This is a genomic window from Thioclava sp. NG1, from assembly GCF_003122275.1.
GTDB lineage: Bacteria > Pseudomonadota > Alphaproteobacteria > Rhodobacterales > Rhodobacteraceae > Thioclava > Thioclava nitratireducens.
In genome coordinates this window covers 332,249-344,539 of the sequence record NZ_QFBB01000005.1, presented here as the reverse complement: position 1 = coordinate 344,539, position 12,291 = coordinate 332,249, and the positions used below count along the sequence as shown (strand labels likewise).

Below are 12,291 nucleotides of genomic sequence, written 5' to 3'. Positions count from 1 at the left end.
AGCGCCATGCGAGCCACGAGGGGGAGGGGGCGCTGCCCCCTCTTGGCTGCGCCAATTCACCCCCGGGATATTTCCGCCAAGAGGAAGGGGCGCGTGGGATTGAACTTCGCCTTGGTCGAAATATCCCGGGGGAGCGCGTCAGCCCGGGGGCGGAGCCCCCATCGCCGCGATTGCAAGGCGCGCGCGGGCAGGCTAAACGAGCGCGCATGATGAACCGTCCCGCGCTCCCGCCCGAAATCGCCCGTCGCCGCACCTTTGCGATCATCTCGCACCCGGATGCGGGCAAGACCACCTTGACCGAGAAGTTCCTGCTTTTCGGCGGCGCCATCCAGATGGCGGGGCAGGTGCGTGCCAAGGGCGAGGCGCGGCGGACTCGCTCGGACTTCATGAAGCTCGAACAGGATCGCGGGATTTCGGTCTCGGCCTCTGCCATGTCCTTCGAGTATCGCGAGTTCCGCTACAACCTCGTCGACACGCCCGGCCACTCGGATTTCTCGGAAGATACTTACCGAACGCTGACGGCGGTGGATGCGGCGATCATGGTGATCGACGGCGCGAAGGGCGTGGAGAGCCAGACCCGCAAGCTCTTCGAGGTCTGCCGCCTGCGCGATCTGCCGATCCTGACCTTCTGTAACAAGATGGACCGCGAGAGCCGCGACACGTTCGAGATCATCGACGAGATTCAGGAAAATCTCGCGATCGACGTGGCCCCGGCTTCTTGGCCGATCGGGATGGGCCGCGATTTCCTCGGTTGCTACGACATGCTGCACGACCGGCTGGAACTGATGGATCGCGCCGACCGCAACAAGGTGGCCGAGTCGATCAAGATCAGTGGTTTGGATGATCCCAAGCTGGCCGAACATGTTCCGGCCGATCTGCTCGAGAAACTGAAGGAAGAGGTCGAGATGGCGCGCGAACTGTTGCCCACCTTCGACCGCCAGAGTTTCCTCGAAGGTCACCTGACGCCGATCTGGTTCGGCTCGGCGATCAACAGCTTCGGCGTGAAGGAGTTGATGGACGGGATCGGGGAATTCGGACCCGAGCCGGAGGTCTTCAAATCCGCCGAGCGTGACGTGGCGCCCGAGGAGAAGAAGGTCGCGGGTTTCGTCTTCAAGGTGCAGGCGAACATGGACCCCAAGCACCGCGACCGCGTGGCCTTCGTGCGTCTCGTCTCGGGGCATTTCACGCGCGGGCAGAAGCTGCTGCATGTGCGCTCGAAGAAACAGATGGCGGTGTCGAACCCGGTTCTGTTCCTCGCAGCCGACCGCGAACTGGCGGAAGAGGCCTGGGGCGGCGATATCATCGGTATTCCGAACCACGGGCAATTGCGCATCGGCGACGCGCTGACCGAGGGCGAGGCGCTGCGCTTCACCGGCATCCCGAGCTTCGCGCCGGAACTGCTGCAATCCGTGCGTGCGACCGACCCGATGAAGGGCAAGCACCTCGAGAAGGCGTTGATGCAATTCGCCGAAGAGGGCGCGGCCAAGGTGTTCAAGCCCGCGATCGGCTCGGGCTTCATCGTGGGCGTCGTCGGCGCGCTGCAATTCGACGTGCTGGCGAGCCGGATCGAGCTGGAATACGGCATCCCCGTGCGCTTCGAGGCCTCGCAGTTCACCTCCGCTCGCTGGGTGTTGGGCGACAAGGCGGCGGTCGAGAAGCTGGTCAACGCCAACAAGCAGCACATCTCTTATGATCATGACGGCGACGTGGTGTTCCTCACGCGCCTGCAATGGGACATCGACCGGGTCGAGCGCGACTACGAGGGCGTGACGCTCTCGGCGACCAAGGAAATGATGCAATGACAACCCCACTGCCCCCCGAACTCGTCTCGATCCTGTGCAACGAAGCGAGTGCCCCGGAAGACGTGCGCACGGTCGAGGCGCTGGTCGATCTGTGGCTTGCCGACAATGCCGAGGAGCCCGAGGGCGAGGACTTCCCTTGGTCGGTGCTGTGTGTTTTCGAGCTGCGCGAATATCCCGAGGTGCTCTGGACCTTCATCCGCAAGGCGCTGACCGGGGCGACGACGATCTGGCAGGTGGTAATGCTCGCCGCCGGGCCGCTGGAAGATCTGGTCGCGGAGCATGGCGATGAGTTCATCGACCGGATCGAGCGCGAGGCGCGCCATTCCGCGCGGTTCCGCTTTGCGCTGACAGGCGTTTGGCCGCAGCAGGGAGAGGGCAATACCGCGCTCTGGTCGCGTATCGAGAAGGCACGCGCCCCGGCGATGGATACCGGGCTCGACATGGGTGGACCGCTACCGCCGAAATGAGCGCAGGCGCATCGCGCATCAGGTAACGAAAATCACATCTTTGCGCCTGGGCTGTGCATCTGTGCGCGCCACACCTACCTCTGAACAAGGAGGAGATCATGGCGCATGTCTCTCGTCTGCCCGGCAAGGCAATCGCGCGGTTTTTGCAAAAGCAGACCCGCTTCTACCAGCCTTTCGGGGTCATCCCGACCCCTGCCTTGCGCGCGACGCTTCGGCCGGGCGATGTGCTGTTGGTGGAGGGCGACCGGCGAATTTCGGCGGGGATCAAGTATCTTACCCATTCCACTTGGTCCCATGCAGCCTTCTATTCCGGCGGCCCGCCCGGGGGCGAGCTGATCGAGGCGGACCTGGAGGAAGGCGTCAGGATCACCGGGCTTTCGGCCTATGCGCATCTCAACACACGCATCTGTCGGCCCGTCGGGCTTGGCCACGATCAGCTTGAGCTCGTGATTAACTACATGCAAGGCGCGGTCGGGCGGCAGTATGACCTGAGAAACGTGGTCGATCTCGCGCGGTACCTGCTGCCGCGCCCGCCCGTGCCGCATCGGTTTCGGCGGCGGATGCTGGCGCTCGGATCGGGCGACCCGACGCGGGCGATCTGTTCGACCGTGATCGCCGAGGCGTTTCACGCGGTCCACTACCCGATCCTGCCGGATGTCGTGATGGGCAGCGCCGACAGCCAGGGGGAAATCCTGCATATCCGGCACTCGTCGCTGTTCACGCCGCGCGATTTCGATCTCTCGCCCTATTTCGCCGTGATCAAGCCGACGCTAGAAGGCGGGTTCGATTTTCGCCAATTGCCACTGGAGGAGTGAGGCCGGAGGAAGGGCGCCTCCGGCGGGGATATTTATATCAAGAAGAAGCGAGAATGCGCGTTTCAGATAAGGCGCATCGCCTGCGTCGTTACATCGCGAAGGAGACGCCGCAGCCGCAGGAGCTCGACGCGTTCGGGTTCTCGATCACGAAACGCGCGCCGATCAGTTCTTCGGTGAAGTCGATCGTGGCGTTCTCGAGGAAGGGCAGAGAAACCGGGTCGATCAGCACCTTCTGGCCCGCGCCTTCGAGCACGATGTCGTCGCCCGCAGGCGCCTCTTCGAGCTTGATATCATACTGGAAACCAGAACAGCCGCCGCCCTCGACGGCCACGCGCAGCGCCTGTGGCGCCTCGCGACCTTCATTGATTTCCGCGAGTCGCGCAAAGGCGCGTTCGGTCACTTTCGGAGGGAGTTGCATCGGATTGGCCTTCCTGACCCCTCGGGGCCTGTATTTCCGTCACATCCGAGATATAGGAGGGCCGAAGCGTGCCGACAAGACGAGGTTTTACCAGTGCTCAAGCCCTATGCCTGCCAGCCCGGCGAGAGCCGCGGGCGGCTTCACCCCGAAAGCATGTCCACTTTCCGCTCGCCGTTCCAGCGCGATCGGGACCGGATCATCCATTCTTCGGCCTTCCGACGGCTCAAGCACAAGACGCAGGTTTTCGTCGAACATGAGGGCGATTACTACCGCACGCGCCTGACCCACACGATCGAGGTGGCGCAGGTCGCGCGCACGATTGCAGGGACATTGGGGCTGAACACCGATCTGGCCGAGGCGGTGGCGCTGGCCCATGATCTGGGCCATCCGCCCTTCGGGCATACCGGCGAGGACGCGCTGGCCGAGCTGATGAAGCCCTATGGGGGCTTCGATCACAATGCGCAGGCGCTCCGGATCGTGACCAAGCTGGAGAAGCATTACGCGGGCTTCGACGGGCTGAACCTGACATGGGAGACGCTGGAAGGCATTGCCAAGCACAACGGGCCCGCGATTTCCGACAAGGGCGGTTCGCACAGCTTCCCGAGCCGCGAGGAACTGCCCTATGCGCTGGCCGAGGTCGATGCGGTCTGGGACCTGGAGCTGGAGACCAACGCCAGCGCCGAGGCGCAGGTGGCGGCCGTGGCAGATGACGTGGCTTATAATCACCACGATCTGCACGACGGGCTGCGCGCGGGGCTCTTCGACGAGGATGATCTGTGCGAATTGCCGGTGATCGGGGCCTGTTTCGCCGAGGTCGACAAACTGCATCCCGGTCTCGACCGCACGCGGCGCCAGCACGAGGCGCTGCGCCGGGTCTTCGGCGTGATGGTGGAGGACGTGATCGCGGTGGCCGAGAACCGGTTGACCTCGCTCGGGCCGCAATCGGTCGATGATATCCGGCAGATGGACGGGCCGATCATCCGCTTCTCGAAGCCGCTCTATCAAAGCCTCAAGGTACTCAAGCAGTTCCTGTTCGAGCGCATGTATCGCGCGCCCTCCGTCGTGGTGGAGCGCAAGCGCGTGACCGAGATGATCAACGCGCTCTTCCCCCTGTTCATGGAACGCCCGGAGCTTTTGCCCGAGGAATGGCAGGAAGAAGTCTCGCGGGCCCGTATCCTCGGCGGCGACTGCACGCGGCCGGAATCGAAGCAGGCTCTCGCGCGGGTCGTGCTCGATTACGTGGCGGGTATGACGGATCGTTTCGCCATCCAGGAATATGATAGGCTGGTCGGGCGCGGGCGCTGAGGCGGAACCACTGGCCCTCCGTCTCGTTGTGCTCGCGAATGCAACGCATAGGAGGGATTCATGATCCGCAAGCACGCATCGGCCCATTGGGAAGGCACCATCAAGGGCGGCAAAGGCACGATTTCGACCGAGAGTGGCGCGCTGAAGGCGCAGCCCTACGGCTTCAATACCCGGTTCGAGGGTGAGCCCGGATCGAACCCGGAAGAGCTGATCGGCGCGGCTCATGCGTCCTGTTTCTCGATGGCGCTGTCGCTTCAGCTCGAAGAGGCGGGCGTCTCGGACGTGGTGATCGACACCAAGGCGGAAATCTCGCTCGACAAGGAAGGCGACGGTTTCGCGGTTAAGAAATCCGCGCTGACCTCGACCGTGAAGGGAACCGGCGACGAGGAGGCGATCCGCAAGGCCGCCGAGGGCGCGAAAGAAGGCTGCCCAATCTCGAAGCTGTTGAATTGCGAGATCACGCTCGACCTGACGATCAACTGATCCGGTCCTGAGCGAACAAAGCAAAAGGGCGCCCGGTGAGGCGCCCTTTTCATGGTTCGGCGGACGTGCTCAGCGCTTGAAGAGGTGCTTCTGCGCGTCACGGCTCGAATTGTCGTTGCGCTTTTCGGCGGCCAGAGCGCGGCCCGCCTTGACGGCGGGGCGCTCGCCTAACTCATCGAGCCAGCGCTTGAGGTTCGGCTTGTCGTCTAGCGTCTGCTCCTGCCCTTCCCAGAGCGAGGCCCAACCCCAGGACGCCATATCCGCGATCGAGTAAAAATCGCCCGCGAGGTAGCGGTTCTCCGCCAGACGACGATCCATCACGCCATAGAGCCGTCCCGTCTCGGCGCGGTAACGGTCCTTGGCATAGGGTAGGTCCTGCGAGGGTTCGAGCTTGGGTGCATATTTCAGGAAGTGGTGCGCCTGACCGGCCATCGGGCCCAGCCCGCCGACTTGCCAAAACAGCCATTCGTCGACCGCGATCCGGTCGCGCTCGGTCTCGCCATAGAATTGGCCGGTCTTGCGGGCGAGATATTGCAGGATCGCGCCGCTCTCGAAGATCGAGACGGGTTCGCCATCCGGGCCGTCGCGGTCGATGATCGCGGGCATCCGGTTGTTGGGCGAGATCTTCAGGAACTCCGGCTGGAATTGCTCCCCCTTGCCGATATCGACCAAGTGGGTCTCGTAGGGCAGGCCCATCTCTTCGAGGGCGATGGAAATCTTCCAGCCGTTCGGCGTGGGCCAAAAATAGAGGTCGATCATGGGGTCTCCGTCGGGTTAGGCGGCAGGGTCCGCTCTACTTTGCCGTGCGCTGGAACGAGGGCAATGCGAAACCCGATGTGCGCGGGCGCGCAAACAGCCGCGACCAGCGGGGATCTTGCGCCTTGGGCAGCGCTTCGGCTAGGAACGGAAGCGGCAGCCGGTCGGGCTGACGCAGCACTTGACGGTAGAGGTCGAACAGCCCCTCGCGCATGTAGCAGGCGAAATGGCAGACGCGTTTTTCGGGCGGGGCGACGGGATAGCCCAGATCGTCGAGCACCTCGATCACCTCGGGCGCGTCGATCTGCAGATCGAGCCAGTTGCGCATGGGCTGCGACAGGCCATTTCCCAAAGACCGCTCGCGCCCGCGGGCTACACCCCACTCGAAGAGGAAGTCGAAAAGGTCGTTGTCGCGGCTCGTGACGTTGAGCACTTCGCAGGTCCGGCCCGCAGGGCTCGCCATCGCTTCCTCGGCGCGATTTTGAAATTCGGCGGCGGCCAGCAGAACCATCCGAGCTACTTGCCCGGCATGGGCGTGGCGGAGCGCCCGCAGGGCGACCCGCGCGCCCATCGAATGGCCGATGATCCCCACGGGACGCCCGGTCGCGGCATTCAGTGCGCCGATCAGGCGGGCAAGGCGCTGGGCGGCGATCTCGGCCATGTCGTAAATCCGGGTCAACCGTCCCGTCGATTGCCAACTGAACGCGATGCCGAGGCCCTCGCCGGGATTGGTCCCGTCGAAGCCAAGCGCACGCGGCCAGCTGATCGCGGTATGCAGATTGAAGGTCGGCTCCATCGCGAAGATGTGCTCGTAGGGATCGCGGCCCTCGACCCCTGCCGCGTAGCCGTAGCCGTGGATCATCACCACGATCGGGGCGCCCTCCGGCAGGGCGCGCGCCTGAGCGAGGACATCGGCGGGCAGCTCGGAGCTGGCATGGACCTTGAGAAGCGGCATTGGGGCCTCGGGGGAGGGGCGCAGGCGCGGGTTGATGTTCTAAATCGAACGCGGTTTTTCGCCCGAAAGTTCCCCTGCCTTGGCGTGAGCGCGCGCAGGCGGGGCATGGAACGCGACGCGCGCCGGGCCTCCTTTGGTGCGAACGGGACATCGCCGCTATGCGTTGACGCTACGCCCCCTGCGCGGTATCGCAGCCCCAAGTCGCGACAGACCGCCGCAGGAGGCACCGATGACCGAGCGCAAGACCCGCACCAAACTCGTCCATGACGGCATTCGCCGTAGCCAGTATGGCGAGATGGCCGAGGCGATGTTTCTGACGCAGGGCTTTGCCTACCCCTCGGCCGAAGCCGCAGAGGCACGGTTCCTCAACGCCTCCGACGACGAGTTCATCTATGCCCGTTACGGCAACCCCACGACGCGGATGTTCGAGGACCGGATGGCGTCGATCGAAGGCACCGAGGACGCCTTCGCCTGCGCCTCCGGCATGGCTGCGATCAACGGCGCGCTGACCTGCCTCGTGAAGGCGGGCGATCACATCGTGGCCGCGCGCCAGATGTTCGGATCCTGCCTGCATGTGCTGAAAGTGCTGCAGGGCTTCGGCGTGGATGTGACGCTGGTCGACGGGACCGATCTCGACGCCTGGCGCGCCGCGATGCGTCCCGAGACGAAGATCTGTTTCTTCGAGAGCGTCTCGAACCCCGGCCTCGAAGTGATGGATGTCGCGGGTATCGTGAAGATCGCTCATGAGGGCGGCGCGACGGTGGTGGTCGACAATGTCTTCGCCTCGCCGATCTTCTCGCGCGCGGTGGAGCTTGGCGCAGATGTGATCGTTTATTCCGCGACCAAGCATATCGACGGCGGCGGGCGCGTACTTGGCGGTGTCGTGCTGGGGTCGAAGGAGTATATCCGCGGCCCGCTGGAAACTTACGTCAAACACACCGGCGGCGCCATGAGCCCGTTCCACGCATGGGTTCTGCTGAGCGGGTTGCAGACGCTCGATCTGCGGGTGCGCGCGCAGGCCGCGAACGCCGCTGCGGTGGCGAGCGCCGTGGCCGGCCATGAGAAACTCGCCCGCACAGTCTATCCCGGTCTGATGGACCATCCACAACATGCATTGGCGATGGAGCAGATGGGCTCGGGCGGAACCATGCTCGCGCTCGACCTGAAGGGCGGCAAGGAGGCGGCGTTCCGCTTCCTCAACGCGCTGCAGATCGTGTCTATCTCGAACAACCTCGGCGACGCGAAATCCATCGCGACCCATCCGGCGACGACGACCCACAAGAATCTGTCTGAAGAGGAGCGGGCGGCGATCGCGATTACCCCCGGTCTGATCCGCGTTTCGATGGGGATCGAGGACGGGGGTGACCTGATCGCCGATATCAAGGAGGCGCTCGACGCCGCCTGATCGGGGTGAACCGATTTCCGCGAACCGGCGTATTGTCTTGGACATCAGCCCCAAAACCCCCATATCTGGCGGGACCGGGCATACCGGAGGACAGGATATGAACGTGCAAGGCAGGATCGAGACCCCCGACGATAAAGACGCCCGCGCCGCGCTCGAGGTGCTGCGCGCATGGGCCGCGAAGGCCGATCCGGTCGAGGTGGCGCAGCTTGACCCGGCCATCGCGCGGCTCCTGCCGGACCGCGAGCTCTCGAACTACCCCGATCTGAGCCGCGAATATGACGACAGCTTCGAAGTCGACGCGGCTTACAAGGCGACGCTGCCCGACTTGCAGAACGGTCCGTCCTCGCTGATCGTGGGTGCCCATACCCGGATCGAACATGTCGGTATCTCGAACTTCCGGCTGCCGGTGCGGTTTCATACCCGCGACAACGGCGATCTGACGCTGGAGGCGTCGGTCACGGGCACGGTGAGCCTCGAGGCGGAGAAGAAGGGCATCAACATGTCCCGCGTGATGCGCAGCTTCTACGCCCATGCGGAGAAGACCTTCTCCTTCGAAGTGATGGAATCCGCGCTCGACGACTACATGGACGATCTCGAAAGCTTCGACGCGCGCCTGATGATGCGCGTCTCCTTCCCGGTAAAGCGGCCGTCGCTGCGTTCGGGGCTGGAGGGCTGGCAGTATTACGACATCGCGCTGGAGCTGATCGAGACGGCTGGTGTGCGCACCAAAGTTATTCACCTCGATTACGTTTATTCCTCCACGTGCCCGTGCTCGCTGGAGCTGTCAGAGCATGCTCGTGCCAGCCGCGGCCAGCTGGCCACGCCGCATTCGCAGCGCTCCGTCGCGCGGATTTCGGCGGTGGTCGAGCCCGGCAACGTTCTCTGGTTCGAGGACATGATCGATCTCGCCCGTGCCGCTGTGCCGACCGAGACGCAGGTGATGGTCAAGCGTGAGGACGAACAGGCTTTCGCCGAATTGAACGCAGCCAATCCGATCTTCGTCGAGGATGCTGTGCGCGCCTTCGCCGAGCGCCTTCTGGCCGAACCGCGCGTCGGTGACTTCCGAATCGTGGCCAGTCATCAGGAAAGCCTGCACAGCCATGACGCCGTGGCCATGCTGACCGAGGGCGAGACCTTCGCATCGGCCAGCGTCGATCCGAAGCTCTTCGCCACACTGATCCATCAGGGCTGAAGACGGGTAGGGACGCTGCCCCAGGGGGCAGGGCGCATCGCTATTGGTGCAGGGGGGGGCGCTGTCCCCGCCCTTCGGGCTCCCGGTGAATATTTTCGCAAGAGCGACGCCGGGCGCAGGGGCGCACGTCAGGCGAACAGATGCTGAACATGCCCCTTTCCCTCAGGGGGCCGAACCGCTAGATTGCCTCCCATGAATTGGGCTGATGACGACGATCCGTATGAAGGGGCTGCGAGCCTGTCGCAACGTGCCATGGCGGGCGCCATGCAAGCGCGCGCGGCGCCGTATCTCGAGAAACTGAACCCCCAACAGCGGCAGGCCGTCGAGACGCTCGACGGGCCGGTGCTGATGCTGGCAGGCGCGGGCACGGGCAAGACCTCGGCGCTGACCGCGCGGATCGCGCATCTGATCCACACCGGCCGGGCACGCCCGAACGAGGTCTTGGCGGTGACCTTCACCAACAAGGCCGCGCGCGAGATGAAAGAGCGTGTGGGGCGCCACCTGGGCGGTGCGATCGAGGGGATGCCGTGGCTCGGCACCTTTCACTCGGTCTGCGTGAAGCTGTTGCGCCGCCATGCCGAGCTGGTGGGGCTGAAGTCGAATTTCACCATTCTTGACACGGACGACCAGATCCGGCTTCTCAAGCAGCTGATCGTCGCCGCGAATATGGACGAGAAACGCTGGCCGGCGCGGCAACTGGCGGGGTTGATCGACGGCTGGAAGAACAAGGCGCTGACGCCCGAGAAGGTCTCGGGCCGCGAGACCGCCGCCTTCGACAATCGCGGATCCGAGCTTTACGCCGCCTATCAGGCACGGCTGAAGACGCTCAACGCGGTCGATTTCGGCGATCTGCTGCTGCATATGGTCACGATTTTCCAGACCCAGCCGGACGTGTTGGCGCAATATCAACGCTGGTTCCGTTACATCCTCGTCGACGAGTATCAGGACACGAACGTCGCGCAATACCTGTGGCTGCGGCTTCTGGCGCAGGGGCATAAGAACATCTGCTGCGTGGGCGATGACGACCAGTCGATCTATGGCTGGCGCGGCGCCGAGGTCGGCAACATCCTGAAGTTCGAAAAGGATTTCCCGGGCGCGGCGGTGATCCGGCTGGAGCAAAATTACCGCTCGACCGAACATATCCTCTCCGCCGCGTCCGGGCTGATCACGGCCAATGAGGGCCGTCTGGGCAAGGAGCTCTGGACCGAAGCCGAGGGCGGCGAAAAGGTGCGCCTGATCGGCCATTGGGACGGCGAGGAAGAGGCGCGCTGGATCGGCGAGGAGGTCGAGGCGATTCAGCGCGGCACCCGTGGCAATCCGCCGATCAGTCTGAATTCGCAGGCGATTCTCGTGCGCGCCTCGCATCAGATGCGGGCCTTCGAGGACCGCTTCCTGACCATTGGTTTGCCCTATCGCGTCATCGGCGGCCCGCGCTTCTACGAGCGGCTCGAAATTCGCGACGCGATGGCCTATTTCCGCCTCGTGACCTCGCCCGATGACGATCTGGCTTTCGAGCGGATCATCAACACGCCCAAGCGCGGCCTTGGCGACAAGGCGCAGCAGCGCATTCAGGTGGCTGCGCGCGAGAACGGGCTGAGCCTGCTGGACGGCGCGCGGATGCTGGTGGCCGAGGGTGCGCTTTCGGGCAAGGCGGCCGGACAGCTGCGGCTCTTCGTCGAGAATGTCGCGCGCTGGCACGAGGAGGTCGTGCAGGCCTCGCCTGCGACCGCCGTGACACGGGCCGAGGATGACGAGCTGCTGATCGAGCCCGCCGAGGATGGTGTGGCGCCCGCAAATGACCTCAGCCATGTGCGTCTGGCCGAACGGATCCTCGAGGAATCCGGCTATGTCGAGATGTGGCAGAACGACAAGACGCCGGAAGCACCGGGGCGGCTCGAGAACCTCAAGGAACTCGTCAAGGCGTTGGAGCAGTTCGACAATCTGCAGGGCTTCCTCGAACACGTCGCGCTGATCATGGACAATGACAAGGCCGAGACCGAGGAGAAGGTCTCGATCATGACACTGCATGCGGCCAAAGGTCTGGAATTCCCCGTGGTCTTTCTGCCGGGCTGGGAAGACGGACTCTTCCCCTCGCAGCGCTCGATGGACGAGAGCGGGTTGAAGGGCCTCGAGGAAGAGCGCCGTTTGGCCTATGTCGGCATCACCCGCGCCGAGGAGCTGTGCACGATTTCCTTCGCTGGAAACCGGCGGGTCTACGGCCAATGGCAAAGCCAGATGCCCTCGCGCTTCATCGACGAACTACCGCCGGCCCATATCGACGTGCTGACCCCTCCGGGTCTCTATGGCGGCGGAATGAACGGGGGCGGCTTTGGTGGCTCCAGCGCGATGGAAGACCGCGTCTCGCGCGCCGATGTCTACAACTCGCCCGGCTGGCGGCGGCTGCAAAATGCGCAATCGCGCGGGGTCAGCCAGCCGCGCGAGGCCCGCCACATGGTGATCGACGCCAAGGGCGAGAGCGATTACGAGATCGGCGACCGGGTCTTCCACAAGAAATTCGGCTATGGCGAGGTAATGGGCTCGGAAGGCGACAAGCTCGTCGTCGAATTCGACAAGGCGGGCGAGAAACGTCTGCTGTCGAGCTTTGTCGTGCCCGCCGCGGATGCCGACGACGTGCCGTTTTAATCCCTCGCCGTGGCGCAAATATCCCGAGGGGGCAGCGCCCCCTCGCGCTT

Annotated in this window: 11 protein-coding genes; 8 read left to right on the top strand and 3 right to left on the bottom strand. The window is 64.2% G+C overall.

Annotated features, from left to right (window positions below; translation table 11 throughout):
• The first annotated feature begins 206 nt into the window (after window positions 1-206).
• From DEM26_RS12255 to DEM26_RS12245, 3 genes are all read left to right on the top strand, one after another.
• The gene (locus tag DEM26_RS12255) at window positions 207-1,802 is read left to right on the top strand and encodes a peptide chain release factor 3 (RefSeq protein WP_075774413.1); all 1,596 of its coding nucleotides are present in this window, start codon (window positions 207-209) and stop codon (window positions 1,800-1,802) included.
• Complete coding sequence (locus DEM26_RS12250) at window positions 1,799-2,269, top strand: DUF6869 domain-containing protein (RefSeq protein WP_075774414.1); 471 nt, start codon at window positions 1,799-1,801, stop codon at window positions 2,267-2,269. The genes DEM26_RS12255 and DEM26_RS12250 overlap by 4 nt, the downstream gene beginning before the upstream one ends.
• A 98-nt stretch (window positions 2,270-2,367) precedes the next feature.
• The gene (locus DEM26_RS12245) at window positions 2,368-3,084 is read left to right on the top strand and encodes a lipo-like protein (RefSeq protein ID WP_109172501.1); all 717 of its coding nucleotides are present in this window, start codon (window positions 2,368-2,370) and stop codon (window positions 3,082-3,084) included.
• A gap of 88 nt (window positions 3,085-3,172) precedes the next feature.
• Here the strand turns inward: DEM26_RS12245 and DEM26_RS12240 are convergent, their stop codons facing one another.
• Window positions 3,173-3,502 (bottom strand): HesB/IscA family protein, encoded by a 330-nt coding sequence (locus DEM26_RS12240; RefSeq protein WP_075774416.1) that lies wholly within the window; start codon window positions 3,500-3,502, stop codon window positions 3,173-3,175.
• A 93-nt stretch (window positions 3,503-3,595) separates the two neighbouring features.
• Here DEM26_RS12240 and DEM26_RS12235 point away from each other — a divergent pair, with 93 nt between their 5' ends.
• Both DEM26_RS12235 and DEM26_RS12230 read left to right on the top strand, forming a co-directional pair.
• On the top strand, window positions 3,596-4,807 hold the full coding sequence (locus DEM26_RS12235) for a deoxyguanosinetriphosphate triphosphohydrolase (RefSeq protein WP_109172500.1): 1,212 nt from the start codon (window positions 3,596-3,598) through the stop codon (window positions 4,805-4,807).
• A 60-nt stretch (window positions 4,808-4,867) separates the two neighbouring features.
• Window positions 4,868-5,290 carry an OsmC family protein gene (locus DEM26_RS12230; RefSeq protein ID WP_075774418.1) on the top strand — a complete coding sequence of 141 codons (423 nt, stop codon included), beginning with the start codon at window positions 4,868-4,870 and terminating at the stop codon, window positions 5,288-5,290.
• A 69-nt stretch (window positions 5,291-5,359) separates the two neighbouring features.
• Here the strand turns inward: DEM26_RS12230 and DEM26_RS12225 are convergent, their stop codons facing one another.
• Window positions 5,360-6,049: a glutathione S-transferase N-terminal domain-containing protein gene (locus DEM26_RS12225; RefSeq protein ID WP_075774419.1), complete on the bottom strand. Its 690-nt coding sequence runs from the start codon at window positions 6,047-6,049 to the stop codon at window positions 5,360-5,362.
• Between the two features lie 34 nt (window positions 6,050-6,083).
• Window positions 6,084-7,001 (bottom strand): alpha/beta fold hydrolase, encoded by a 918-nt coding sequence (locus DEM26_RS12220; RefSeq protein WP_109172499.1) that lies wholly within the window; start codon window positions 6,999-7,001, stop codon window positions 6,084-6,086.
• Window positions 7,002-7,230: 229 nt separating this feature from the next.
• Here DEM26_RS12220 and metZ point away from each other — a divergent pair, with 229 nt between their 5' ends.
• From metZ to DEM26_RS12205, 3 genes are all read left to right on the top strand, one after another.
• Window positions 7,231-8,406 carry an O-succinylhomoserine sulfhydrylase gene (gene metZ / locus DEM26_RS12215; RefSeq protein WP_088718939.1) on the top strand — a complete coding sequence of 392 codons (1,176 nt, stop codon included), beginning with the start codon at window positions 7,231-7,233 and terminating at the stop codon, window positions 8,404-8,406.
• A 97-nt stretch (window positions 8,407-8,503) separates the two neighbouring features.
• Window positions 8,504-9,598 carry a GTP cyclohydrolase FolE2 gene (gene folE2 / locus DEM26_RS12210; protein WP_109172498.1) on the top strand — a complete coding sequence of 365 codons (1,095 nt, stop codon included), beginning with the start codon at window positions 8,504-8,506 and terminating at the stop codon, window positions 9,596-9,598.
• A 192-nt stretch (window positions 9,599-9,790) separates the two neighbouring features.
• Entirely contained in the window at window positions 9,791-12,241 is a 2,451-nt protein-coding gene (locus DEM26_RS12205) for an ATP-dependent helicase (protein ID WP_075774423.1), read from the top strand.
• The last annotated feature ends 50 nt before the right edge of the window (window positions 12,242-12,291 follow it).